The organism is Pseudomonas zanjanensis (genome assembly GCF_014268745.2).
Lineage (GTDB): Bacteria > Pseudomonadota > Gammaproteobacteria > Pseudomonadales > Pseudomonadaceae > Aquipseudomonas > Aquipseudomonas zanjanensis.
In genome coordinates this window covers 83238-107274 of sequence record NZ_JABWRB020000003.1, presented here as the reverse complement: position 1 = coordinate 107274, position 24037 = coordinate 83238, and the positions used below count along the sequence as shown (strand labels likewise).

Here is a 24037-nt window from a genome sequence, read left to right as displayed (position 1 = left end):
CAGGATCCGGGGGGCGTAATCTGCCAGACTTTTATGGATGGTAAGGCTTCATGACGTTTCTTTCCCGGCTCGCCCTGGCCCTCGCCGCGTTGCTTCTAGGGGGCTGCGAACAATCTCCGGCGCCGGCCCTCGATCAACAACTCTATATCTGGCAACGCCAATGGACCCCGGCCCACGGGCTGGCGCTGCGCCAAAGCCAGGGTGACTTTTCTACGTTGCGGGTGCTGGCGTTGCAGGCGTTCCCCGGGGCGGGCTGGCGTCGTGCGCGGATCGATCCGGCCTTGCTCAAGGCGGACGGCCGTCCGCTGATCGCCGTGATTCGCCTGGACGGCCAGCTCAAGGCCCTGGACCAGGACGAAATCATCGGGCAAATCCAGCAAGTGCTGGGCGATTGGCAAGCCCAAGGCCTGACCCCAGTGGGCGTGGAGATCGACCACGATGCTGGCAATGCGCGGTTGCCGGCCTATGGACAATTCCTCGGCCAACTGCGGCACAGCCTGCCGGCCAATCTGCGGCTCAGCATCACGGCGCTACCGGCCTGGCTCGACAGCCCCGCATTGCCGGGGTTGCTGGAAACGGTGGACAGCAGCGTGCTGCAGGTCCACGCGGTGAGTGATCCACGGCAAGGCCTGTTCGATCCGAAACAGGCCCGGCGCTGGGCGCAACGCTGGGGTGAACTCACCTCGCGGCCGTTTTACCTGGCCCTGCCGGCCTACGGCGTGGCGCTGCTGACCCAGGAGAGCGGCATGCCGGTGGTGGAAAGTGAAGTGCCGATCGACCGCGGCGGCGAGCGTCAGGAATTGCTGGCCGATCCGCAGCAAGTGGCCGGGCTTGCGGCAGATTTGCGGGCCGCTCCGCCGCAACATCTTGCCGGGCTGATCTGGTTTCGCCTGCCCTTGGCCGGTGACCGGCGGGCATGGAGCCTGACCACGCTCGGTGCTGTCGCTCGGGGCGATCATCTGGACAGTCGCCTGGCGTTGCAGTGGCAGCAGCAGGACGGCTTGTACGATATCCGCCTGGTCAACCAGGGCAATCTCGACAGTCCCTGGCCCCAGCGCCTGACGCTGACGGTCGGCGCCTGTGACGGTGTCGATGCCCTGGCTGGTTATACGTTGCAACAAACCCCCGGACTGCTTACCTTCACCCGCATTCAGGAAGGCCGCTTGGCGGCGGGTAGCCAACGGGCAATCGGCTGGGCGCGCTGTACGAAAATCGACCAAGGAGGTTTCAATGTTTACCCGTGAGTGGCCTCGTCACCTGCTGTGCCTGAGCCTGTGCCTGCCGTTGGGCCCGGTGCTGGCCTGCGGGCCGGATTTCCCGATGCGCCTGCTGGATAACCGCGCCCAGACGCTGGCGGAATTGCCCGAGGGCAGCTTTCGCTTCGAGGTCAGCCGTCTCGGCCAGGCGATTGCCGGACTCAAGCCGGCCACCGAGGCGACGCGCAACCCGGACTACAGCTATGACGACCTGCCTTCCTACGTGGAGCAACGCACCAAGGCCGAACAGATTGGCCTGACACCGCCGCAACAAGCGGTGGTGGAGCGCTTGCGCGCGTTGACTGACATCGACCAGGTGGCGGCTGAAGCGGCCAAGCTACCGGATGAATTGCGCCTATATGCGCTCGGCGCGGCGGCTTTTAATGTCGGTGAACATCAGCGCGCCGTGGAGGCCTTCCAGCAATTGCTGGCATTGCCGGCTGATCAACGTCGGTTGCGCAGCACCTGGGCTGCGTATTCCCTGGGACGGGCCTTGTTCGCCGTGAGCACCGAGGCGGGCAGTGGCGACCCCGTGGCCTTGCAGGACCAGGCGCGCGCAGCGTTTCGCCAGGCCCGGGAAATGAGCATTGCTGGCTTCAGCGATCCGTTGGAACTGGGTATTGCCAGCCTCGGTGAAGAAGCCCGGGTGGCCTACACCGCAGACGACTGGGACAGCGCCATCGGCCTGTACGCGATCCAGAACCTGCAAGGCTCACCGGTCGGCTACAGCTCGTTGCTGCAATTGGCACAAGGCTTGAGCGTTCAGCCAGATGAACGCTTGAGTGAATTGCTCAAGACCAAGTCGGTGCAACGACTGGTCACCGCCTATCTGCTCAGCCGCGTCGGCTGGTGGGACGGTGAAGAACCGTCGGGTGAGAAAAGGCTGGTCAAGCTGTTACAGGCCAACGCTCGGGACAACCTGGACGATGCCGACCGTTTGGCGGCGGTGAGTTACCAGCACGGCGATTACGCCAGCGCCCAGGCATTTGTGCAGAAGGCTGCCAACACAGGCCTGGCCTGGTGGCTGCGCGCCAAGCTGGCCTTGCGCGATGGCGACAAGGCGGCCGCGGCGGCAGCTTATGCCAAGGCTGCCCAGGCCTTTCCGAACGATGAGTCCTGGGGCAACCGTCGCACACCGGATTGGAACTACGAGTCGGTGCAGCCCAAGTGCCGGGTCGAGGGTGAAAGCGCAATCCTGGCCTTGCAGCGCGGTGATTATCTGCAAGCCTTCGATCAGCTCTATCGCGGCCAGGGCAACTATTGGTACGACGCCGCCGCCGTCGCCGAGCGGGTGCTCACGGTGGAGGAGCTCAAGCAGTACGTCGACGTCCAAGTCCCGGCGCCACCGGCGTTGAGCCAGGCGGATCGAGACAACTACGTGCCGCTGCCCGTGGCTGCGAGCCTGCGCAATCTGCTGGGTCGGCGTTTGCTGAGGGAAGGGCGCTTTGATGAGGCGCCGGCTTATTTCGATAACCCAGAACTGCAGAACAAGGCCCGCGTCTATGGGCAGTTGCGCCAGGATGCAGAGTCCAAATGGTGGCCAACCCGGCGGGCCGAGGCCTACTACTACGCATCCCGGATGGCGCGCGAATGGGGCATGGAGCTGCTGGGTTACGAAATGGCGCCGGATTACGCCAGCCTGGGCGGCAACTACAGCCTGGAACCGGTCGAGCTGAAGGTCGGGCCGCTGGTGGCCGAAGGTGAAGTGCAGCGCCAGCAGGCCAGCGCCGCGCAGCCGGACGTGCGTTACCACTATCGGTTTGTCGCTACGGCGCTGGCGAGCCAAGCGGCGGATTATCTGCCCCATACCAGTCAGGCGTTTGCGGCGGTGCTGTGCAAAGCCGTGGGATACAACTCCAGCCTTGAAGAGCAAAGCGCGTTGTACCAGCGATATGTGAAGGACGGTCCGTATGTGGTTTGGGCCGGAGATTTCGGGCATCAATGCCAGGAACCGGATTTCAGCTCGGCGAACAAACGCTACGTGACCCAGGCCTTGGACCCGATCCGCTCGACGCTGCGGCCTTACAAGGTTTGGCTGCAAGTGGGTGGGGCCGTGCTGGTGGTGGCAATGGGGTTGGGGCTGATCAGCCGGCGCCGGCGCAAGGCGCGGATGTCGGCCAGCTAAACTAACGGCCAGCCGAACACAAATTGTGGCGAGGGAGCTTGCTCCCGCTCGGCTGCGCAGCGGCCGTCATTTTGCGAGTCCGCTGCCTGACCTGGGAAACGATGGGGACCGCTTCGCGGTCCAGCGGGAGCAAGCTCCCTCGCCACAAAAGATTGTTCGCTCCAGCTTTGCGTTGTTCCTACATCTGCGTCGCCATCCCCTCCACATTCATGGCCGCCTGGCGCAACGCCTCCGAGCGGGTAGGGTGGGGGTGGCAGGTCAGGGCGATGTCCTCGGCCGAGGCGCTGAATTCCATGGCCACGCAGTACTCACCGATCATCTCGCTGACGCTCGGGCCCACCAGGTGCACGCCAAGGATTTCATCGGTGCGTTCATCGGCCAGGACCTTGGCGAACCCTTCGGTCTCGTGGTTGATCTTGGCTCGGCTGTTGGCGGTGAACGGAAACTTGCCGACCTTGTAGGCCCGGCCTTCAGCCTTGAGTTGTTCCTCGGTCTTGCCGACGCTGGCCAGTTCCGGACGGGTGTAGATGACGCTGGGGATCAGCCCATAGTTGACCTCGGCGGCCTTGCCGGCGATCTGTTCGATGCAGGCCATGGCTTCGTCTTCGGCCTTGTGGGCCAGCATCGGTCCGGCCGTCACGTCGCCAATCACCCAGACGCCGGGTGCTTCGGTGCGGTGACGCTGGTTGGCGAGCATGCCGCGTTTGTCGGTGCTCAACCCGACGTTCTCCAGTCCCAGCCCTTGCGTGTAGGGGCGACGACCGATGGCGACCAGCACATAGTCGGCGTCCAGTGTCTGTGCTTCTCCGCCCGACGCCGGTTCGACCTGCAATTGCACGCCGCTGGCCGAAGTAGCGGCGCCGGTGACCTTCGCACTCAACTTGAATTGGATGCCTTGTTTAGCCAAGGCCCGTTGCAAGGTCTTGCCAGCCTCGCCGTCCACGCCCGGGCAGATGCGATCCAGGTATTCCACCACGGTGACCTGGGCGCCCAGGCGCCGCCAGACCGAGCCCAGTTCCAGGCCGATCACACCAGCACCGATCACCACCAGATGCCGGGGCACCTCACCCAGGGACAAGGCGCCGGTGGAATCGAGGATGCGTTGGTTATCGATGGTCACGCCTGGCAGCGGCATGGGCTCCGAGCCGGTGGCGATGACGATGTCCTTGGCGCTCAGTTCGGCCTTGGTCCCATCGTCAGCGGTGACGGTCACCTTGCCCGGCCCGTCGATGTGGCCCCAACCTTTGATCCAGTCGACTTTGTTCTTGCGAAACAGAAACTCGATGCCTTTGGTCAGGCCCGCCACGCTGTCGTCTTTCTGCTTCATCATTTGCGCAAGGTTGAGGGTGGGGCTGACTTCAATGCCCAGGTTGGCGAACTCCGCGCCTGTGGCCGCTTCGTACAGTTCCGAGGCATGCAGCAGCGCCTTGGAGGGCATGCAACCAACGTTCAGGCAGGTGCCGCCCAGGGTGGCTCGGCCTTCGACGCAGGCGGCCTTCAGTCCCAACTGCCCGGCCCGAATCGCCGCGTTATACCCGCCAGGGCCGCCGCCCAGAATGACCACGTCGTAGTTGCTCATCGCTGTTCTCCCGCTTGGTCTGAGAAAAATTATGCTCGTAATATGAGCGTTTCCGGAGATTTCGGTCAAGGCTTAAGTCAAGCGGCCAGCGGGGCCTTGCCATGAAGAATTCAAAACGGAAATTTCACAGCAATCGTTATAAGGTAACGACCTATAACAGAGTGTCGGTGGCGTCTGCCCACGGGCCCGGATTTTGATCGCCACAAGTGCTGGGGTGGTATGCAAGTCGATCTAGCTATCGAGGGGGCACAAGTCGCCGAATGGCCGCGTTTTCAGCGAGCGTCGTTCCAAGGGCGCCGCCTGAAACGGATCGCCTTCGCCTTGGGAAGCGTGGCGGGCGTGGGCCTGGTACTGGCGTTTTTCATCGGGGTGTTTTCGCCGCAATCACTGTGGCCAGCCTTGTTGGTCAGCCAAGGCGCGGGGCTACTGGTGCTGGTGGCAGGCTTGCAATCGGCCTGGTGGGTGACGTTATGGCGCAGCAAAGCGCTGTTGCCGGCTGTGGATAACCTGCCGATTGAAAACGTGCCTGTTGATAACCTGGGTTGGTATGAGCGGTTGCTGGACCGCATCGGCGCACGCTCGGTCGGCCTGCTCAAGCAAATCGGTGCGCCTGCGCTGTGGCTGGCCGGTTGGGCGGTGCTGGCATTACTGAGCCTGGAGCAAGCCTGGGACTTGCAACTGCCCGCTGCTACCCTCGGGGTCTCGGCCAGTGTGGGGGCGGTGCTGTCGTTGTTGTTGGCGTTCGGGTTATTGGTATTCGAGCGGCAATTGGCTCAGCAATCCACGGCGCAATGGCCGGAAGCGCCGGCGCTGGCGCAACTGACCCGAGTGGCGATCATCGGGCTGGTGCTCGGTGCCTTGTGCTTGCTGTTCGCCACCGAAACGTCTCTCTGGCCGCTGCGCCTGGCGGTACTGATGGGGCTGTTGCCAGGGTTGGTGGCGGCAGAGTTGTTGCTGCGCGCGGTGCTGTCGTTGTTTATTCCGCGCCGGGACAGCCTGGAACCGACGCTGCTGGGGCGCAGCGTCATCGCCGATCTGCTGCGCTGGCCGCCGCAACCGTTGCTGGCCTTGCAACATGAGCTGCACAACCGTTTTGGCATCGATCTGCGCCAGATCTGGGCCTTCAGCTACATGCGCCGGGCTTTTTTGCCGGTGTTGGCGCTGGTGGCGCTGGTGGGCTGGTTGTTGACGGGCGTACATGAGGTGCCGCTGCAAGGGCGGGGCATCTATGAGCGTTTCGGTAAACCGGTAGAAGTATTCGGCCCCGGTTTGCACGTCGCGTTGCCTTGGCCGTGGGGCAGGGTGCTCAACGTCGAGAACGGTGTTGTGCATGAGCTGGCGACCAGCGTCATGGATAACCAGGCGGTGGTCGAGGCTGCGCCGGCGGAAGGCCCGGCGCCGGCCATTGCCAATCGGTTGTGGGACGCCAGCCATGTGAATGACAAATCCCAGGTCATTGCCAGCCGTCGTGCCGACCAACAGAGCTTCCAGATCGTCAACATGGACGTGCGGTTTGTCTATCGCATCGGCCTGACTGACGCCGCGGCATTGGCGGCGACCTACAACAGCGCCGATGTGCCAACGCTGATCCGCAGCACCGCTAGCCGCATCCTGGTGCATGAATTTGCTTCGCGCACGTTGGATGGTTTGCTGGGTGCGGACCGTGTCAGTCTGGCCGACGAAATTGGTCGCGCCGTGCAGGCGGATTTGCAGTCGCTCGACAGTGGTGTGGAAATCCTGGCGACGGTGGTGGAGGCGATTCATCCGCCGGCCGGTGCAGCCAATGCCTACCACGGCGTGCAGGCGGCGCAGATCGGCGCCCAAGCATTGATTGCCCGGGAGCGTGGTGCGGCGGCGGAACAGACCAACCAAGCGCAGTTGCAGGCCAGCATCGCCCATGACCAGGCCACTGCCACGGCCCAGGAAATAAACGCGACCGCCCGGGCGGCCGATTTGCGTTTCAGCGCCGACCGCAAAGCCTACGCCACGGCGGGGCACGCTTTTATGCTGGAACACTATTTGAGCCAACTGAGCCAGGGCCTCGGCGATGCCCAGTTGCTGATTCTCGATCATCGCCTGGGCGGCGGCGGCAACGCGCCGACCATCGACTTGCGTACCTTCACGCTGCCGGCCGACCCCGCGTCGCCGCGTAACCCTGCCTCACCAGGAGCTGCCCATTGAGCCAGTCCTCTTCACACGGTCACCACGACCACGCCGGTCACGATCACGGCCATGGCGGTCATCACCACGGCCATCATCACCACCCTCACGGCGATCCGCAGCAAGCCGGTCCGTTTCCTTGGCGACGGATGGGCTGGGCGGCGCTGCTGGTGGCATTTGCCGTCGCGGCGGCGAGCCTGGTGCAGGTGCGTTCGGGGGAGGCCACGGTCATCACCCGTTTCGGTAATCCGGCCCGGGTGTTGCTGCAACCCGGCCTGGGGTGGCGCTGGCCGATGCCGTTCGAGGCGGCGATCCCGGTGGACCTGCGATTGCGTACCACATCCAGCGGCCTGCAGGACGTCGGTACCCGCGACGGACTGCGGATTATCGTCCAGGCGTATGTGGCTTGGCAGGTGCAGGGTGATCCGGACAACGTGCAGCGTTTCATGCGCGCAGTGCAGAACCAACCGGACGAAGCGGCGCGACAGATCCGCACGTTTGTCGGCTCGGCGCTGGAAACCACGGCCGCCAGTTTCGACTTGGCGAACCTGGTCAACACCGATGCCAGCCAGGTGCGCATCGCCGATTTCGAAGCCCAGCTGCGTCAGCAGATCGATCAACAATTGCTCACTACTTACGGCGTGCGTGTGTTACAAGTCGGCATCGAGCGCTTGACCTTGCCCTCTGTGACACTGACCGCAACGGTGGATCGCATGCGAGCCGAGCGCGAGACGATCGCCACCGAGCGCACCGCCATCGGCAAGCGGGAAGCGGCGCAGATTCGCTCCGCCGCGGAACGTGATGCCCGGGTGGTGCAAGCTGATGCAACGGTGAAAGCTGCCGATATCGAAGCGCAGTCCCGGGTAGAAGCGGCCGAGATTTATGGTCGGGCATACGCTGGCTCCCCTCAGCTCTACAACTTGCTCCGTTCGCTGGACACCTTGGGCACCATCGTCGGCCCTGGCACCAAGCTCATTTTGCGCACCGATGCCGCGCCATTCCGTGTGCTGGTGGACGGCCCTGCTTCCGTGGAAGGCAAGGGTGGAACACAACCATGAGTGTGGTTCCACGTGGAACAAACGAGTTATCCAGTCCGTGGATCCAGGCCGGGCGCCTGGCGTTCCTGGCGCTTTACGCCGTGACGGTGTTGGCGGCGTTGGCTTGGGTTTTTTCCAATGTGCGGCAAATCGATCCGCAGAATCGCGCGGTGGTCCTGCATTTTGGCGCCTTGGATCGCGTCCAGAATGCCGGTCTCTTACTGGCGTGGCCGCGTCCCGTGGAGCAAGTGATCCTGCTCCCAGCCGCGGATCGGGTGCTTGAGCGGCGGGTGGAAAACCTGCTGCGCTCGGATGCGGCCCTGCAAGCCGATCGTGTCGCCAGTTTCGCCACGCCGGTCAGCGATGCGTTGGCCGGTTCTGGTTATTTATTGACCGGTGATGCCGGCGTGGTGCAACTGGATGTGCGCGTGTTTTACAAAGTCACCGACCCTTACGCTTTCGTCTTGCAAGGCGAACATGTCCTGCCGGCACTGGATCGGCTGACGACTCGCAGTGCCGTGGCGCTGACGGCGGCCCGGGACCTCGACACTATTCTGGTGGCTCGCCCCGAACTGATGGGCAGCGATAACCAGGCCGCCGAACGGCGCGAACGCTTGCGGGGTGATCTGGTGCAAGGCATCAACCGACGCTTGGCTGATTTGGCGGCGACAGGGCAGGGGCTGGGCATCGAAGTGGTGCGGGTCGATGTGCAATCGAGTCTGCCGGGGCCGGCGGTGAGTGCGTTCAACGCGGTGCTGACCGCCAGCCAGCAGGCCGACAAAGCCGTTGCCAACGCCCGCACCGAAGCGGAAAAACTCACCCAGGCCGCTCGCCAAGACGCAGACCGTGCCGTGCAAGTCGCCCATGCCCAGGCCAGCGAACGGCTCGCCAGGGCTTCGGCCGACACGGCCACGGTGCTCGGCCTGGCGAAGACCCAAGGCAGTGATCCGCAAATGCTGCTGCGCCTGTATCGCGAACGCATGCCCGCCATCCTTCGACAGGCCGGTTCAGTGACCACGGTCGACCCAAAAGACGATTCTCGTCTGATCATCCAGGGAGCCGGCCAATGAGCGCCCAAACCCCCGCAGCACCGATGTTGTCCTCGGCGGAACAACGCACCGCAGCTCGGCAATTGACCTTGGCAATGGTCGCCCTCGGCTTGCTCGCATTGGGCCTGGCATGGCGCGGCTGGTCGCCGGAGCAGAGCGGTGTCAGCCAACTGCTGTTGGGGGTCGCCTCGCTGTTGGTGGCCGTGCCGGTGATGCGTTCGGCCTGGTACAGCTTGCGTTACCCAAGCCTGCACGGGATCACTGACCAACTGATCGCCCTGGCGATGCTCGGCGCCTGGGCCACTGGCGATCTGCTGACGGCGGCGTTACTGCCGATCATCATGATCTTCGGCCATGTGCTGGAAGAGCGCAGTGTCATTGGTTCCCAGGAAGCGATCCATGCCCTTGGCCAATTGACCCGCAGCCAAGGTCGCAAAGTGCAGGCCGATGGCTCGATCATTGATGTCGACAACGCGACTCTCCAGCCTGGCGATGTCGTCGAGGTGCGCGCCGGCGACCGAGTGCCGGCCGATGGGCGGGTGTTGTCTGGCCAGGCCAGCCTGGACACCGCGCCCATCACCGGTGAATCGGTGCCGCTGGAGGCGGTCGTTGGCACCGAGGTCTATGGCGGGGCGATCAATCTGGATGGCCTGCTGCGCCTGGAAGTGACCCGCACCGGCGAAGAATCCACCCTGGGCAAAGTCATTGCCCTGATGCAAAACGCCGAACGTTCCAAGCCACCCATTACCCGTTTGTTGGAGCGCTACGCCGGCAGCTATTTGGTATTGGTGTTGTTGTTGGCGGCGGTGACTTGGTTCGTGACCAACGATGCCCAGGCGATGTTGGCGGTATTGGTGGCGGCGTGTCCTTGCGCGTTGGTGCTGTCGGCGCCAGCCACGGCCATTGCCGGCATTGCGGTGGCGGCGCGCCACGGGATCCTGATCCGCAGCTCGGCCTTCCTGGAAGAGCTGGCGGACCTGACCTCATTGGTGGTCGATAAGACCGGCACCTTGACCTACGGCGTGCTGCGCCTGCAATCCATCGAACGTGCCCAGGATGCCCACGCATCGTTGTTGCTGCCATTGGCCGCCAGCCTGGGTTCGGCCAGCAGTCATCCGGTCAGTCGTGCATTGGCGGGGTTGGTGGAACAGGAAAACGGCCTGCCGCTGTCGGATATCCGTGAGCGCCAAGGGTTGGGTGTGGTCGCCATGACCGCACAGGGTGAAGCGGCCCTCGGTCGGCCGGAATTGTTTACACAGCTGGGCATTCAAACATCGGCGATCCCTGAGCACGACGGTCCGATTGCCGGGCTGGCCTTGGACGGGCAATTTCTTGCCTGGCTGCTGCTGGCCGACAGCGTCAAGCCGGAGGCGCAGATGGCCATGGCTGAACTGCGGGACTTGGGTCTGGGCCGCCAGCTGCTGTTGACCGGCGACCGGCAGAGCGTGGCCGCGGCCCTGGCCCGGGACGTCGGCATCAGCGAGGTGCAAGCCCAGGCCTTGCCGGAAGACAAACTTGAACGGGTCATGGCTGAAATCGACCATGGGTTCCGCCCCATGGTGGTAGGCGATGGCATCAACGATTCCCTGGCGCTCAAGGCCGGGGTGGTAGGTGTGGCCATGGGCGCGGGCGGTGCCGACATCGCCCTGGCGTCGGCGGACATCGTGTTGATCGGCAGCGACCTGCGGCGCCTCGGCACCTGCGTGCGGTTGAGTCGCCAGTGCCGTCGCACGTTGCAGGTCAACGTGATCATTGGCTTGGGTTGGACGTTGGCCATCGTTGCTTTTGCCGCTTTCGGTTGGCTTGGCGCGGCGGGGGCAATGATCGCAGCGTTGCTGCACAATTTGAGTACGCTGCTAGTCTTGGGTAATGCCGGGCGCTTGCTGCGCTTCCATGAGCCATTGCTCAAGGTCCAAGCGAAAGGCACCGTTGCATAGCTCCAGGCGAACTGTGCGTTCCACGCGCAGTCTGCTGTTGGAGAGGGCATACCGCCGCCGGACTTACCCGTCACAGGGAGTGTTATGGGACAGCGATAGAAAAAGGCTATAAATTCGATAGCCAGCTATTTTTCTAACATGGTCTACCCTCATTTCAGACGTCTGAAACAAGGGGGATTATCCATGCTCGCGCAACTTCCACCGGCCTTACAGAATCTGCATCTCCCGCTTCGGCTGCGGCTCTGGGATGGCCATGAATTTTCATTGGGTGCCGATCCCAGCGTCACGATTGTGGTCAAGGACCCACAAATGGTCGCGCAATTCACCCACCCCAGCCTGGACGCATTGGGGGCGGCGTTTGTCGAAGGTAAGCTGGAACTCGAAGGTTCGATCCACGAAGTCATTCGGGTCTGCGATGAATGGAGCCAGGCATTGGTGGCGGATGATGCCGGTAACCAGCCGGTACGTTCGGTCCACGACAAGGAAACCGACGCCAAGGCGATCTCCTACCACTACGATCTTTCCAACGCGTTCTATCAGCTGTGGCTCGACAGCGACATGGTCTACTCCTGTGCCTATTTCGAGACGGGCAGCGAAACCCTTGAGCAGGCCCAGCAGGCCAAATTCCGTCATCTTTGCCGCAAGCTGCGATTGCAGCCAGGCGATTACCTGCTGGACGTCGGGTGCGGCTGGGGTGGTCTGGCGCGATACGCCGCGCGGGAGTTCGGTGCCAAGGTCTTCGGTATCACCCTGAGCAAGGCGCAGTTGGCCCTGGCCCGGGAACGGGTCAAGGCCGAAGGCCTGGAGGGTCAGGTCGAATTGCAACTGCTGGATTACCGCGACCTGCCCCAGGACGGCCGCTTCGACAAAGTGGTCAGCGTCGGCATGTTCGAACATGTCGGCCATGCCAACCTTGAGCAGTACTGCAAGACGTTGTTCGGCGCCGTGCGAGAGGGCGGGTTGGTGATGAACCATGGCATCACCGCCAAGCACACCGACGGGCGTCCGGTCGGTCGCGGCGCTGGCGAGTTCATCGAGAAGTACGTATTCCCCAACGGTGAGTTGCCGCATCTGTCGATGATTTCCGCGCAGATCAGCGAAGCCGGGCTAGAGATTGTCGACGTGGAAAGCCTGCGCATGCACTACGCACGCACCCTCGATCACTGGAGTGAACGCCTGGAGGACAACCTTGAGGCGGCGTCCAAGGAAGTGTCGGAGCAGGCGTTACGGATCTGGCGACTGTACCTGGCCGGCTGCGCCTACGCGTTCGCCAAGGGCTGGATCAATCTGCACCAGATCCTGGCGGTGAAGGCACACGCCGACGGCAGTCACGAGTTACCCTGGACCCGGGACGATCTTTACGTCCCTTAAAGAATCGGCGAAATAAGCCGGGCGATTCGCATGCCGATCTTCTGCAGGCGGTGGGTCTCCCGGCTTTCCTGTTTGTCGATTTCCTGGGCCTGGGCGAAGTCCTCTTCAAGCATCTGCTCGACCTCGCTGGCGAACGGAATATCCACGGTGAGCAGCATGACTTCGAAGTTCAAGCGGAACGAACGGTTGTCCAGGTTCGCACTGCCGATGGCGCTGATTTCCCGGTCGATCAGCACCACTTTCTGGTGCAGGAAACCCGGCGCATAACGGAACACCCGCACGCCGGCCCGAACCGCTTCAAATGCATACAGGCTGGACGCTGCGTAGACGATCTTGTGATCGGGCCGCGAGGGCAGCAGGATGCGCACATCCACGCCGCGCAGTACCGCCAGGCGCAAGGCGGCGAACACCGCTTCGTCGGGGATGAAGTATGGCGTGGTGATCCACACGCGTTCGCTGGCGGCGTGAATGGCCTCGACAAAAAACAACGAGCAGGTTTCATAGTCATCGGCAGGGCCGCTGGCCAGCAACTGGCACAGTACACCGTCGTCTGGGTAGCTGTCTGGCAGGATCAATGGAGGCAGCGAACGGGCCGCCCAGAACCAGTCTTCGGCGAACGACTCCTGCATGCTTGCCACCACCGGCCCGCGCACTTGGACGTGGGTGTCGCGCCACGGCGCCAAGGGTGGTTTTTCGCCCAGGTATTCGTCACCGACGTTGTGCCCGCCGACGAACCCCTGCACACCGTCCACCACCACGATTTTGCGATGGTTGCGAAAGTTGACCTGGAACCGATTGAGCCAGCCACTGCGGGTAGCGAACGCTTTTACATGGACGCCGCCGTCGCGCAAGGCTTGCACATAACGGTGGGGCAGGGAGTGGCTGCCGATACGGTCGTAGAGCAGATACACCACCACGCCCTCGGCGGCTTTTTTCAAGAGCAGTGTTTGCAGGCGTTGACCGAGGCGGTCGTCATGGATGATAAAAAACTGAATCAGCACGGCCTGTCGTGCCTGGTCGATGGCCTGGAAAATCGCTTCGAACGTGGCATGGCCGTTGACGAGCAACCGCACCTGGTTATTCGCCAGGCACGGTGCGCGCCCCAGTTTCGGCATGGCCCGTAATGAAGCGTAGGCCTGGGAGGCGCGAGCGGTCAGGGCTTCTTCAACCCACGGCCGCCAGTTCAGCTCGGAGATCGCCTTGCGCATTTCCTCGTTGGCTTGCCGGCGCGCCTTGATGTAGCCATCGAAGGTGCTGCGGCCGAACACCAGATATGGAATCAACGTCAGGTAGGGAATGAAGGTCAGCGACAGGGCCCAGGCAATCGAGCCTTGGGCGGTGCGCACCGTCAGTACAGCATGGACGGCGGCGATGGAACCCAGGGTATGGAGCAGCGCGATCAGGTAACCGAAAACATGCGGGCCGAAATAATCCATGGGGCAGCCTTGCTCCTGAAGTTTCAATGCTTAACAGACCATGTTCCAAGGTGAATGTCGCTATTTAATTCACCGGTCTTGGCCCTGAACCGAAGCCTGTCGGTGGCGTCTAACGGCCACTTGTCCTCTGGAGTTTGTGCAATGAATGTTCGTCTGCTGGGTGTGGCCTTGGCGATGGGTTTGTCGGTTCCGATGGCGGCTCAGGCGCAGATGCTCCAGCCGGGTTTGTGGGAATTGACCACCAGCAACATGAAGGTCGATAACCAGAACCTGCCGGACCTGCAACTGATCCTCGGCCAGTTGCAAACCCAGATGACCCCGGAGCAACGGGCGATGCTGGAAAAGCAGGGGATTACCATGGGCGGTAAAGGCATTCGCGTGTGCCTGACCCCGGCGCAGGTGCAGACCAATGATATTCCGCTGCAAGACCCGCAATCGGGTTGCAAACAGCAGATCACCGAGCGCACCGGCAATCAGTGGAAGTTTCGCTTCAGTTGCCCGAAAGCCCAGGGGAATGGGGTCGCTACGTTCCAGAGCGATCGTGAATTCACCACCAAGGTCAACGGTACTTTTAACGCCACCGGCATCCAGCAGAACGGCAGCCTCGACACGCGCGCGGTGTGGCTGGGGCAGGATTGCGGGACGGTCAAGCCAAGGGCCTGACCATTTCAGGCGACAGCAACCCTGTGGCGAGGGAGCTTGCTCCCGCTGGGCTGCGCAGCAGCCCTAATACCCCCTTACACAACCTGATCAAGGCCGACTCAGGGCTTCATACAATGTATTGAGGTTGTACTCGAACAGGCCAGTGAACGTACTGGCCGGTCCGCTGGCGGCGAGTGCATCGGAGTACAGCGTGCCGCCGATGTGGGCGCCGCTCTCATCGGCGATCTGCTTGAGCAGGCGCGCGTCCTTGATGTTTTCCATGAACACCGCTTTGACCTTCGCCTGCCGGATCTGGGTAATCAGCGCCGCGACTTCTGCCGCCGATGGTTCACGCTCGGTGGACAAACCCTGGGGCGCCATGAACTCGATGCCGTAGGCCTGGCCCAGGTAACCGAATGCATCGTGGGACGTCACGATCTTGCGATTACCGGCAGGCAATGCGCCGAGCTTGGCCTTGGCTTCGGCGAGCAGGGCGTAGATCTTCTTCAGGTACGCCTGGCTGTTGCGTTCGTAATCGGCTTTGTTGGCCGGGTCGGCCGCTTCCAGTGCCTTGGTGATGTTGCTGACGTACAGCTCGGCGTTTGCCAGGTTGTGCCACGCGTGCGGATCGGGAATGGTCTCGCCATCCTCATCCAACGACCGCGGGATAACGCCGCGGCTGGCGCTGATCACCGGGGCGCTGGTTTCGGTGCTGGTCACCAGGCGGTCCAGCCACGGTTCGAAGCCCAAGCCATTCTTGATGATCAGTTTTGCCTTGAGCAATGCCTTGGCATCGTCTGGCGTGGGTTCGTAGGTGTGTGCATCGGCGTCCGGCCCGACCATGTTGGTGATTTGAATATGCTCACCGCCGACCTGCCGGGTCATGTCGGCGAGGATGCTGAAACTGGTCACCACCTGGAGTTTTTCGGCGGCGGACAGGGACATGGACAGCATCAGACTGAGTAGCACGAGCAGAACGCGCATCGGGAGACACCTCATTGGGATGTGAGCAAAGGCGGGCGGCGCAGCAAACCGTGCACCGGACCGAACACCACCGACAACAGATACAACACGCCTGCCACCAGAATGATGGACGGCCCGCTGGGCAGTGAGAAATAGAAAGACAGCAACAGGCCAAGCCAGACCGAGAGGCAACCGAGCAGCCCGGCGATGAGCATCAGCAGCGGCAGACGACGGCTCCAGAATCGCGACGCGGCGGCCGGCAGCATCATCAGGCCGACCACCATCAGTGCGCCGATGGCCTGGAAGCCGATCACCAGGTTCAGCACCACCAGGGTCAGGAACACGCCATGGGCCAACGGACCGAGACGACTGACGGTTTGCAGGAACAGCGGGTCCAGGGTATCGAGCAGCAACGGTCGATAGATCAACGCCATCGCCACCAGGCTGGCGCCGGAAACCCACAGCATGCCGTTGAGTGTCGGGCTGTCTACCGCCAAGGCCGAGCCGAACAGCAGGTGAAGCAAGTCCAGGCGTTTGCCCGCCATGCCAAGGATCAGCACACCCGCGGCCAAAGAAATTGGATAAATCGCCGCGAGGCTGGCGTCCTCTCGCAGGCCGGTGCGGCGGGTAATCCAGGCGGCGAGTCCGGCCATGCTCAAGCCCGCGCCCAGGCCGCCAATGGTCAACGCTGGCAGGCTTAGTCCGGCAAACCAGAAGCCCAAGGCAGCGCCAGGCAAAATGCCGTGAGCCACCGCGTCACCAATCAAGCTCATGCGCCGAAGAATCAAGAACACACCCAACGGCGCCGTGCTGCACGCCAACACCAGGCCGCCCAGCAAGGCCCGACGCATAAAGACAAACTCTAGGAAGGGTTGCCAGAAATGCGTGGCCGTGAGCATCAAGCCACCCACGTTTGGGGTTGTTGGGCAATCAAGTCGATACTGCGACCCAGCACGCAGCCAGTGTTTTTGATCAGCAGCGTATGGGGGACATGTTGGCGTACCGCTGCCAAATCATGACACACCACGACGATCGTTCTGCCCGCGGCATGCCATCGATGAATGTGTTTCCACAGCAGCGCCTGGCCTTGTTCGTCGAGGGCGGCGTGGGGTTCGTCGAGCAACAGCAAAGGCGCTTCGGCCAGGCTCAGGCGAGCGAGCAGGGCGCGTTGCAACTCGCCCCCGGACAACGCCATCAAGGGACGATGTTCAAGGCCGCTCAGTGCCCAATCCTTGAGTACGGTTTGCAGCAACTGTCTTCGCATCGCAGGCGTGTGCCGATTGCCCCAGGAACCGGCGGCCACCAGTTCTTGCAAGCTGATGGGAAATTGCCGATCCAGATGTTGCTGCTGTGGCATGAATGAGACGCCGCCACGTCGTGGAACATTTAGAGTGACCTTGCCGGAGAGCGGTTTTTGCAGTCCTGCGAGCACTTTCAGCAAACTGCTTTTGCCTGAGCCGTTGGCACCGATGATGGCGGTGAGGCTGCCTTCCGGTCGCTCCATGGCGAGCGGCGGCGTGAGCGGTTGGCCGGAAATGCCCCAGCGCAGTGCTTGGCAGTTGATCATGATAGGTCTCGGGTCCAGCGGCTTTGAGCGACGGCGTCATGGGCATGGAGGCTTTCGGCATGAACGACGCGTACCTCCAGGGCAGTGATCCCGGGGGACCGGGCCAGGGCCGTGCTCAGTCGCCGCGCAGCGTCTTCGCAGAACATCAGGTTTTGGCCGTTGGCCAGGGCAAATGCTTGTTCATCGGCGCGTTTGACGGCGGTCTGCACAGCGGTGCCGAGGGCTGCTTCGGCTTCGTCGATGAACGACTGTAGGGGCAATTCCTCAACATCGGCGTCCAGGCGCAGGGTCAGGGTTGCGGTACTGCGCTGGCTATGTGGGGTGGCGACGATGCCCTTCGATGAACCCAACCAAGCCAGGATTTCAGCGTGCTCGAGTGTCTTGTTGGCGAAGTCGTCGACGAATTGCTGCTGAATCAACTGCCGGGAAAGGGCTGCCGAGCATGGGCAAGTCGAGGAATAGGGAATCTGGATTTTCAGTTCCACGTGGAACATTGTGTTTTTCAAGTGAGCTTCAATGCTCACCGGATAGCCTTTCCAGCCCATCAACGGGCTGATTAACGCCGGACGCTTGAGCAGCAGATCGGTGTGCACGCTGAGCGATGCCGCAACGGACAAACCTTCATGACTGTCGAGGAATTGCTTCAGGATTTGGCGCATTAGCGATGGTGAAAGTGGCCTTTCCTCAAGCAACCCTAGCGCCAGGTATAAACGTGACATGTGGATACCGCGAGCTTCACCGTCATCAAGGCTGACGCCGGCGTCGGCCGTCGCACTTAGACGCTGACCGTCAATCAATACTGGTGTTGCGATGCCACACATGCCCACCCAATCAAGGGGCAGGGTTTGACGTGAAACCTGCGCAGCCACGTCGGGCAACGTTAACGCATTCATGGCTGAGGCCCATCGAAGGTTCAAAATTAGATGTTATAGTATAACGATCTAATTAAAGAAGCCTTTTTCCATGAAGGGAGTTTCATCTTCCTAAACGCTCATGTTCCACGTGAAACATCAGCGCGGTGAAGCCTGACAGCCGTTCATACGACCGCATACAAATGATCCGCCGCTACCGCCCGAGCTTGAAAAGCGATTAAGGGTTGTCCAGCCCACACGCCGGCTGTAGCCAACCCAACTTTCTCCATCCGATGCCAAGCCCGTAAAGAACGTAAGCTGACCGTAACGGCTGTTTGTTTGCGCCCAATAGCGGCGACCGACGGCTTCAAAACCGCGCAAATAAATTGTATTTCCCGCGGTCGCGACGCTGTAGGCATTGCCTTGTTCATCCACGCAGGCCAGAAAATTCGCGCTTCGGGTGCAGTTCGCCAATAGTGGACTTTGGGCCGCCGCGCTCAGCGCCCATAACAACAGCGGACCCGCCAAAACAAACTTCAGATGGTTGCGCATGGATTGATCTCGGACCAATGAGAGCCGGCGGGGCTGGTTGAATTGTGTTGTTATACTATAACATTAAAAGAACCAGGCCCTGAACCCAGCCAAACCCTGGAAACGAGCCGTCGTCGAAGCGGCCGTCCGATGAGGATATACCGATGCCCAATCGCCTTCCCGTAACCGTGCTTTCCGGATTTCTCGGTGCCGGTAAAAGCACGCTGCTCAACCACGTCCTGCGTAATCGCGACAATTTGCGGGTCGCCGTAATCGTTAACGATATGAGCGAAATCAACATCGATGGCAGCGAAGTCCAGCGAGATGTCACCCTGAGTCGTTCCGAAGAGAAATTGGTCGAGATGAGCAACGGCTGCATCTGCTGCACGCTGCGTGAGGACTTGCTTGAAGAAGTCGGGCAGCTCGCCAGGGAAGGGCGTTTCGATTACCTGTTGATCGAATCCACGGGGATCTCCGAGCCGTTGCCCGTGGCGGAAACTTTCACGTTTCGTGATGAAGAAGGCCGAAGCCTGGCCGACGTGGCGCGACTCGACACCATGGTCACGGTGGTTGATGGGGTGAACTTCCTGTTGGATTACCAAGCTGCCGAAAGCCTGGCCTCAAGGGGCGAAACCTTGGGAGAAGAAGATGAGCGCTCGATCACCGATTTGCTGATCGAACAGATCGAGTTTGCCGACGTCATTCTGATCAGCAAGATCGACTTGATCAGCCAGCACGAGCGGGAAGAGTTGAGCGCGATTTTGCGGCGCCTCAACGCCCAGGCGCAGATCATTCCCATGGTCATGGGGCAGGTGCCCCTGGGCCGAATTCTCGACACGGGGCTTTTTGATTTTGAACGCGCCGCCCAGGCGCCCGGCTGGCTACAGGAACTGCGTGGCGAACATGTGCCAGAAACCAAGGAATATGGCATCGCCTCGACTGCCTACCGTGCCCGCCGGCCGTTCCATCCCCAACGGTTCTTCAGCTTCATCGACCGTCCGTGGCCCAACGGCAAGCTCCTGCGTTCCAAGGGTTTTTTCTGGCTGGCCAGCAAGCCTGAGGAGGCGGGCAGTTGGTCCCAGGCGGGAGGGTTGATGCGGCATGGTTTCGCCGGGCGCTGGTGGCGGTTCGTGCCGAAGAATCAATGGCCGCAGGATGAAGAGAGCACGGTGACAATCATGAAGAACTGGCTGGCCGCCACGGGCGATTGTCGCCAGGAACTGGTCTTCATTGGCCAGGACATCGATTTTGCCCAACTTACCGCTGAGCTGGACGATTGCCTGCTCACCGATGCGGAAATGGCCCTCGGCGTTGAAAGCTGGCGGCTGTTGCCCGATCCGTTCGGCCCATGGCATGAAGAGGTCGCAGCGTGATGCTGGCGCCGGCTTTGAAAAAAATGATGCAGGTCCGGCAGGTCCAAGGCGACACGCCAGGCATCTTCACGAAGATCCTGGAGGACGGCACCAACCTGGCAGTCTGGCAGCGGCAGCTTCCTGCACACATCGGCGATTTTGCCGCCATGGTGCTGGCGATGGACCAGCCACTGGCCGAATCCCGTGTGCTCGACTTGCCAGAGGAAGACACCCAGCCGGCGCTGCACGGCCTGGCTGCGGGTTTCAGCGACCTGCAGGGCTATGAAGGCTTTATCGCCGATGTTTCCTGGCTCGTCAGCGCGTTTGCCTGCCTGCTGGGCGCCCAACGTGTCGGTTTGCGTCTACGCACCCTGGATAAGGCCATGTGCCCGCGCTTCCATGTCGACCACGTGCCGGTGCGGTTGCTGACTACCTATGCGGGTGTCGGTAGCCAGTGGCTTAAGGAAGAGGTCATGGACCGCCGGCGCCTGGCACAGCCTGAAGCCGGGCCGGTTGATCCGCGCGTGATCCAGCAGTTTGGTTGCGGTGATGTCGGCTTGCTTAAAGGCGAGAAATGGCACGGTAATGAGGGGTTTGGCCTGATCCATCGCTCGCCGGAGCCCGCGCCGGGAGAGCGTCGCCTGATTCTCACGCTGGACTGGCTGGCTTAAGGCTTGAGCCAAGTTCCCTGGCTTTTCCCCTCACAAAATGGCTGCAGGTAAGCGGCATCGGTCGCCACGCCGTAATAGTGAATATCCTGGCGGTAAGGCATATTGGCGACCTGGGCGTTGCTGCACACGCCGAACGCGCCGCCAGGGCATTGATCGACGTATTGCACCTCGACTTTCTGGCCGGCAAGGTTTGGCTGGCAGAAACCGTCGGCAAACAGCTTCTGCGGGATGTTGCGGTTCTGCTGGCAGACTTTCACATCCAGTCGTTCCGCCTGGCTGTGGACCACACAGGCCTGGGCCAATGCCTGGTTCGACGTCAATGCCAGTAACAACCAGCCGATCATCCGCATGTTCACCTCCATCGAAAGTCGTCGATTATGTTGCAGCACATTCCCACCCATGTCATCGCCGGTCCCTTGGGCGCCGGCAAGACCAGCCTGATCAGACATCTGCTGGCCCAACGCCCGGCCAATGAGCGCTGGGCGGTGCTGATCAATGAGTTTGGCCAGATCGGCCTGGATGCCGCGCTGCTGACCCAGGCTGGCGATGGTATCGCACTGGGCGAAGTGGCCGGCGGCTGCTTGTGCTGCGTCAATGGCGCGCCGTTTCAGATCGGTCTTGGGCGTTTGCTGCGCAAGGCCCGGCCGGATCGGCTGTTCATCGAACCCTCGGGCTTGGGACATCCGGCGCAGTTGATGCGGCAGTTGAGCGAAGCGCCATGGCTCGGCGTGCTGGCGGTGCAACCCTGTGTGCTGGTGTTGGATGCCCGGGCGATGGCGGACGGCAAACCCTTGCCCGATGCACAGCAACAAGCCTTGGCGGATGCCGGACTGCTGGTGCTGAACAACTCCGACACCCTCACCCAAGCCGATCGCGAACGGTTGACGGCGCAACTGCCAGGGCGGGCGTTGTACTGGACGCAACAGGCTGCGCTGCCGATCGATCGATTGCCAGGCCTTGCGGCTCGGGGCAGTGGGGCTGTGGATAACTTGAATCTACCGAAGCGCTTGGGCCAGATACCGGCCATCTGGCCCGACCCGACGATGCCGATCTGTTTGTATCAGCAGCAGGAAGGTGGCTGGAGTATTGGTTGGCGCTGGCACCCCAGCCAGCAATTCGACGCAGCGGCATTGACGCGATGGCTACAAGGCCAAGACTGGAAACGGGCGAAGCTGGTTATCCACAGCGTCGACGGTTGGGTTTCAGCCAATGCGTTGAAAGGGACGGCGCTGGGCTGGCAGGCCAGCGAATGGCGCCAGGATTCCCGGATCGAGCTGATTTTCGATCAGCCGCAAGACGTCGATCACCTGCAAGCCGGTCTGGCGAACTGCCGGTGTGCCTGAATCAACCCTGTTTCAAGGCTTCCACTTGTTGTGTTCCTGGCGCCACTGGCTCAACTCGATGACTTCGGCCCTGGGCCTGGTCTGGACCGGTTCAATAGGGGTTGGTGGTGTTTCTTCGAACGGCATCGGGTAGGGCGCCAGTTCTATGTGTGCGCTGTGGGCACCGAACTGGGTGATGGTGCCCGAATGGCGGCTTTCGCCGGTGACGGTGAACTCGAAGGTGTAGACGCGAGCCAGGCGTCGTCGACCATTGGCGTCCTTTACGAAGCCGATTTTTTTCAGCGCCACGTTGCCGTCCAGCAGCTCGATCTTGAGGTTGGCGCAATGCTGCACGACCCTCGCCAACGCCCGTTCGCGCAAGCCATGGTTGTGCCACAGCCAGGCGCCGCCGCTAGCCAGCAGCATCAGCACGAAAATGTTTCCAAGGGTCAGCATGAACGAAGTGCTCCGACAAGTTGCTGTCAGCTTAACTGTCTCGCCGGTCTGTCGTACAGGCTGCGTTTAGTCGCATACTGCGCGGCTTGAATTTCAATCGTTTTACGGAAACTTCCCGCATGAAACGTACGCCTCATCTGCTTGCCATTCAGTCCCACGTGGTGTTCGGGCACGCCGGCAATAGCGCCGCAGTGTTTCCGATGCAGCGGGTCGGTGTGAACGTCTGGCCGCTCAATACCGTGCAATTTTCCAATCACACCCAGTACGGCCAATGGACCGGCGAGGTGCTGGCGCCCGAGCAAATACCTGCATTGGTAGAAGGCATCGCCGCCATCGGTGAGCTGGGGCATTGCGATGCGGTGTTATCCGGTTACCTGGGCAGCGCGGCCCAGGGGCGGGCGATTCTGACGGGCGTGGCGCGGATCAAGGCGGCCAATCCAAAGGCGCTGTACCTGTGTGACCCGGTCATGGGGCATCCAGAGAAGGGCTGTATCGTGGCGCCCGAGGTGAGCAAATTTCTCTTGGAAGAAGCCGCTGCCGTGGCGGACCTCATGTGCCCGAACCAACTGGAACTGGACAGTTTTTCCGGGCGCAAGGCGCAGTCGTTGCTGGACTGCCTGGCGATGGCTCGCGCGCTGCTGGCCCGTGGGCCGAAAGCGGTGCTGGTCAAGCACTTGGCGTACCCCGGCAAACCTGATGACAGCTTCGAAATGCTGTTGGTGACCGCCGAGGGTAGTTGGCACCTGCGCCGTCCACTGTTGGCTTTCCCGCGCCAGCCGGTGGGTGTGGGTGACCTGACCTCGGGGTTGTTCCTGGCACGGATACTATTGGGGGATGGCCTGGTGGCGGCGTTTGAATTCACCGCCGCTGCGGTGCACGAAGTGCTGCTGGAAACCCAGGCCTGCACCAGCTATGAATTGGAGTTGGTCCGTGCCCAGGACCGGATCGCCCATCCACGGGTGCGGTTCGAGGCGGTGCCGATCAGCCTCTGATCAATGCAGGCCATGCGAGCCTGCTCGCGATAGCGGTGTAACAGCGACATTGATAGTGAATGTGATGCACCTTTCGCGAGCAAGCCCGCTCCCACAAAGGCACTCGGTTAACTGTGGGAGCGGGCTTGCTCGCGAAAGGGGCGACTCGGTCGAATGGACAGTCGCTCCAGTTAAGGCCCGTCCGCCTTGATGTCCTGATAACGCTTCTCCAGTTCCTGGCGAATCTGCCGCCGTTGCTGGGCTTGTTCGTAGCGGCGTTTTTCTTCGCTGTTTTGCGGCTGCAAGGGCGGCACGGCAGCGGGTTTGCGCTGGTCATCCACCGCAACCATGGTGAAGAAGCAACTGTTGGTGTGACGCACCGAGCGTTCGCGAATATTTTCGGTCACGACTTTGATGCCCACTTCCATCGACGTGTTGCCGGTGTAGTTCACCGAGGCCAGGAAGGTCACCAGCTCGCCGACATGAATCGGCTCGCGGAAGATCACTTGGTCAACCGACAGGGTCACCACGTAGCGCCCGGCATAGCGGCTGGCGCAGGCGTAGGCGACTTCATCGAGGTATTTGAGCAAGGTGCCGCCATGGACATTGCCAGAGAAGTTGGCCATATCGGGGGTCATCAACACCGTCATCGACAGCTGGGCGTTTCCGGGTTCCATAACGTACTCACGGTTCAAGGCAGTCATTCGGGAGTGCACCTCTGCGGATGCTGGTGAGTGGCCTGCAAACAGGTCACCCCGTTT

22 protein-coding genes are annotated in these 24037 nt (G+C 61.8%); 12 read left to right on the top strand and 10 right to left on the bottom strand.

Annotated features, from left to right (window positions below):
- Positions 1-50 precede the first annotated feature (50 nt).
- Both HU715_RS20255 and HU715_RS20250 read left to right on the top strand, forming a co-directional pair.
- Complete coding sequence (locus HU715_RS20255; RefSeq protein ID WP_186706492.1) at positions 51-1244, top strand: DUF3142 domain-containing protein; 1194 nt, start codon at positions 51-53, stop codon at positions 1242-1244.
- Positions 1231-3381 carry a hypothetical protein gene (locus tag HU715_RS20250; RefSeq protein WP_186706493.1) on the top strand — a complete coding sequence of 717 codons (2151 nt, stop codon included), beginning with the start codon at positions 1231-1233 and terminating at the stop codon, positions 3379-3381. Before HU715_RS20255 ends, HU715_RS20250 begins: the two co-directional genes overlap by 14 nt.
- Positions 3382-3559: 178 nt before the next feature.
- Here HU715_RS20250 and lpdA read toward each other — a convergent pair whose 3' ends face one another.
- Entirely contained in the window at positions 3560-4960 is a 1401-nt protein-coding gene (lpdA, locus tag HU715_RS20245; protein WP_186706494.1) for a dihydrolipoyl dehydrogenase, read from the bottom strand.
- A 219-nt stretch (positions 4961-5179) separates the two neighbouring features.
- On the opposite strand from lpdA, the gene hflK (HU715_RS20240) reads away from it, so the two are divergent.
- The 5 genes from hflK (HU715_RS20240) to cfaB all read left to right on the top strand — a co-directional run bounded on the left by hflK (HU715_RS20240) (position 5180) and on the right by cfaB (position 12514).
- Positions 5180-7141 (top strand): protease modulator HflK, encoded by a 1962-nt coding sequence (hflK, locus tag HU715_RS20240; RefSeq protein WP_186706495.1) that lies wholly within the window; start codon positions 5180-5182, stop codon positions 7139-7141.
- Positions 7138-8178 (top strand): protease modulator HflC, encoded by a 1041-nt coding sequence (gene hflC / locus HU715_RS20235; protein WP_186706496.1) that lies wholly within the window; start codon positions 7138-7140, stop codon positions 8176-8178. Before hflK (HU715_RS20240) ends, hflC begins: the two co-directional genes overlap by 4 nt.
- Complete coding sequence (gene hflK, locus HU715_RS20230) at positions 8175-9227, top strand: protease modulator HflK (protein ID WP_186706497.1); 1053 nt, start codon at positions 8175-8177, stop codon at positions 9225-9227. The genes hflC and hflK (HU715_RS20230) overlap by 4 nt, the downstream gene beginning before the upstream one ends.
- The gene (locus tag HU715_RS20225; protein ID WP_186706498.1) at positions 9224-11143 is read left to right on the top strand and encodes a heavy metal translocating P-type ATPase; all 1920 of its coding nucleotides are present in this window, start codon (positions 9224-9226) and stop codon (positions 11141-11143) included. The genes hflK (HU715_RS20230) and HU715_RS20225 overlap by 4 nt, the downstream gene beginning before the upstream one ends.
- A 183-nt stretch (positions 11144-11326) precedes the next feature.
- Complete coding sequence (cfaB, locus tag HU715_RS20220; protein ID WP_186706499.1) at positions 11327-12514, top strand: C17 cyclopropane fatty acid synthase CfaB; 1188 nt, start codon at positions 11327-11329, stop codon at positions 12512-12514.
- Here the strand turns inward: cfaB and cls are convergent.
- The gene (cls, locus tag HU715_RS20215) at positions 12511-13950 is read right to left on the bottom strand and encodes a cardiolipin synthase (protein WP_186706500.1); all 1440 of its coding nucleotides are present in this window, start codon (positions 13948-13950) and stop codon (positions 12511-12513) included. The genes cfaB and cls overlap by 4 nt on opposite strands.
- Before the next feature lie 141 nt (positions 13951-14091).
- On the opposite strand from cls, the gene HU715_RS20210 reads away from it, so the two are divergent.
- On the top strand, positions 14092-14613 hold the full coding sequence (locus HU715_RS20210; RefSeq protein WP_060739953.1) for a DUF3617 domain-containing protein: 522 nt from the start codon (positions 14092-14094) through the stop codon (positions 14611-14613).
- A gap of 87 nt (positions 14614-14700) precedes the next feature.
- Here the strand turns inward: HU715_RS20210 and HU715_RS20205 are convergent, their stop codons facing one another.
- From HU715_RS20205 to HU715_RS20185, 5 genes are all read right to left on the bottom strand, one after another.
- Positions 14701-15576, bottom strand: a complete 876-nt coding sequence (locus tag HU715_RS20205) for a metal ABC transporter substrate-binding protein (RefSeq protein WP_186706501.1) — start codon at positions 15574-15576, stop codon at positions 14701-14703.
- An 11-nt stretch (positions 15577-15587) separates the two neighbouring features.
- Positions 15588-16454 carry a metal ABC transporter permease gene (locus tag HU715_RS20200; protein WP_186706502.1) on the bottom strand — a complete coding sequence of 289 codons (867 nt, stop codon included), beginning with the start codon at positions 16452-16454 and terminating at the stop codon, positions 15588-15590.
- Complete coding sequence (locus HU715_RS20195) at positions 16454-17122, bottom strand: metal ABC transporter ATP-binding protein (RefSeq protein ID WP_186706503.1); 669 nt, start codon at positions 17120-17122, stop codon at positions 16454-16456. The genes HU715_RS20200 and HU715_RS20195 overlap by 1 nt, the downstream gene beginning before the upstream one ends.
- The gene (folE2, locus tag HU715_RS20190) at positions 17119-18015 is read right to left on the bottom strand and encodes a GTP cyclohydrolase FolE2 (protein ID WP_186706504.1); all 897 of its coding nucleotides are present in this window, start codon (positions 18013-18015) and stop codon (positions 17119-17121) included. The genes HU715_RS20195 and folE2 overlap by 4 nt, the downstream gene beginning before the upstream one ends.
- A 117-nt stretch (positions 18016-18132) precedes the next feature.
- Positions 18133-18525 (bottom strand): glutamine synthetase, encoded by a 393-nt coding sequence (locus tag HU715_RS20185; protein WP_186706505.1) that lies wholly within the window; start codon positions 18523-18525, stop codon positions 18133-18135.
- A gap of 143 nt (positions 18526-18668) precedes the next feature.
- Here HU715_RS20185 and zigA point away from each other — a divergent pair, with 143 nt between their 5' ends.
- Together zigA and HU715_RS20175 are read left to right on the top strand one after the other, a co-directional pair.
- On the top strand, positions 18669-19877 hold the full coding sequence (gene zigA, locus HU715_RS20180; RefSeq protein WP_186706506.1) for a zinc metallochaperone GTPase ZigA: 1209 nt from the start codon (positions 18669-18671) through the stop codon (positions 19875-19877).
- Positions 19877-20527: a DUF1826 domain-containing protein gene (locus HU715_RS20175; RefSeq protein ID WP_186706507.1), complete on the top strand. Its 651-nt coding sequence runs from the start codon at positions 19877-19879 to the stop codon at positions 20525-20527. The genes zigA and HU715_RS20175 overlap by 1 nt, the downstream gene beginning before the upstream one ends.
- Here the strand turns inward: HU715_RS20175 and HU715_RS20170 are convergent.
- Positions 20524-20877: an NADH:ubiquinone oxidoreductase gene (locus HU715_RS20170; RefSeq protein WP_186706508.1), complete on the bottom strand. Its 354-nt coding sequence runs from the start codon at positions 20875-20877 to the stop codon at positions 20524-20526. The two genes, HU715_RS20175 and HU715_RS20170, sit on opposite strands and share 4 nt — an antisense overlap.
- 27 nt (positions 20878-20904) lie before the next feature.
- Between HU715_RS20170 and HU715_RS20165 the strand changes: the two genes are divergently transcribed.
- Positions 20905-21870, top strand: a complete 966-nt coding sequence (locus HU715_RS20165; RefSeq protein WP_186706509.1) for a CobW family GTP-binding protein — start codon at positions 20905-20907, stop codon at positions 21868-21870.
- Between the two features lie 12 nt (positions 21871-21882).
- Here the strand turns inward: HU715_RS20165 and HU715_RS20160 are convergent, their stop codons facing one another.
- Positions 21883-22305, bottom strand: a complete 423-nt coding sequence (locus HU715_RS20160; protein ID WP_186706510.1) for a DUF3301 domain-containing protein — start codon at positions 22303-22305, stop codon at positions 21883-21885.
- Positions 22306-22424: 119 nt separating this feature from the next.
- Here HU715_RS20160 and pdxY point away from each other — a divergent pair, with 119 nt between their 5' ends.
- Positions 22425-23297, top strand: coding sequence for a pyridoxal kinase PdxY (pdxY, locus tag HU715_RS20155; RefSeq protein ID WP_186706511.1), 873 nt, complete (start codon positions 22425-22427; stop codon positions 23295-23297).
- A gap of 170 nt (positions 23298-23467) precedes the next feature.
- Here the strand turns inward: pdxY and HU715_RS20150 are convergent, their stop codons facing one another.
- Entirely contained in the window at positions 23468-23953 is a 486-nt protein-coding gene (locus tag HU715_RS20150) for an acyl-CoA thioesterase (RefSeq protein ID WP_053126717.1), read from the bottom strand.
- Positions 23954-24037 lie beyond the last annotated feature (84 nt).

Bases quoted from the DNA above. Each gene is read 5' to 3' on its own strand.
- HU715_RS20255 (WP_186706492.1), top strand. From the start codon at position 51: ATGACGTTTCTTTCCCGGCTCGCCCTGGCCCTCGCCGCGTTGCTTCTA.
- HU715_RS20250 (WP_186706493.1), top strand. From the start codon at position 1,231: ATGTTTACCCGTGAGTGGCCTCGTCACCTGCTGTGCCTGAGCCTGTGC.
- lpdA (WP_186706494.1), bottom strand. From the start codon at position 4,960: ATGAGCAACTACGACGTGGTCATTCTGGGCGGCGGCCCTGGCGGGTAT.
- hflK (WP_186706495.1), top strand. From the start codon at position 5,180: ATGCAAGTCGATCTAGCTATCGAGGGGGCACAAGTCGCCGAATGGCCG.
- hflK (WP_186706497.1), top strand. From the start codon at position 8,175: ATGAGTGTGGTTCCACGTGGAACAAACGAGTTATCCAGTCCGTGGATC.
- HU715_RS20225 (WP_186706498.1), top strand. From the start codon at position 9,224: ATGAGCGCCCAAACCCCCGCAGCACCGATGTTGTCCTCGGCGGAACAA.
- cfaB (WP_186706499.1), top strand. From the start codon at position 11,327: ATGCTCGCGCAACTTCCACCGGCCTTACAGAATCTGCATCTCCCGCTT.
- cls (WP_186706500.1), bottom strand. From the start codon at position 13,950: ATGGATTATTTCGGCCCGCATGTTTTCGGTTACCTGATCGCGCTGCTC.
- HU715_RS20210 (WP_060739953.1), top strand. From the start codon at position 14,092: ATGAATGTTCGTCTGCTGGGTGTGGCCTTGGCGATGGGTTTGTCGGTT.
- HU715_RS20205 (WP_186706501.1), bottom strand. From the start codon at position 15,576: ATGCGCGTTCTGCTCGTGCTACTCAGTCTGATGCTGTCCATGTCCCTG.
- HU715_RS20200 (WP_186706502.1), bottom strand. From the start codon at position 16,454: ATGCTCACGGCCACGCATTTCTGGCAACCCTTCCTAGAGTTTGTCTTT.
- HU715_RS20195 (WP_186706503.1), bottom strand. From the start codon at position 17,122: ATGATCAACTGCCAAGCACTGCGCTGGGGCATTTCCGGCCAACCGCTC.
- folE2 (WP_186706504.1), bottom strand. From the start codon at position 18,015: ATGAATGCGTTAACGTTGCCCGACGTGGCTGCGCAGGTTTCACGTCAA.
- HU715_RS20185 (WP_186706505.1), bottom strand. From the start codon at position 18,525: ATGCGCAACCATCTGAAGTTTGTTTTGGCGGGTCCGCTGTTGTTATGG.
- zigA (WP_186706506.1), top strand. From the start codon at position 18,669: ATGCCCAATCGCCTTCCCGTAACCGTGCTTTCCGGATTTCTCGGTGCC.
- HU715_RS20175 (WP_186706507.1), top strand. From the start codon at position 19,877: ATGCTGGCGCCGGCTTTGAAAAAAATGATGCAGGTCCGGCAGGTCCAA.
- HU715_RS20170 (WP_186706508.1), bottom strand. From the start codon at position 20,877: ATGCGGATGATCGGCTGGTTGTTACTGGCATTGACGTCGAACCAGGCA.
- HU715_RS20165 (WP_186706509.1), top strand. From the start codon at position 20,905: ATGTTGCAGCACATTCCCACCCATGTCATCGCCGGTCCCTTGGGCGCC.
- HU715_RS20160 (WP_186706510.1), bottom strand. From the start codon at position 22,305: ATGCTGACCCTTGGAAACATTTTCGTGCTGATGCTGCTGGCTAGCGGC.
- pdxY (WP_186706511.1), top strand. From the start codon at position 22,425: ATGAAACGTACGCCTCATCTGCTTGCCATTCAGTCCCACGTGGTGTTC.
- HU715_RS20150 (WP_053126717.1), bottom strand. From the start codon at position 23,953: ATGGAACCCGGAAACGCCCAGCTGTCGATGACGGTGTTGATGACCCCC.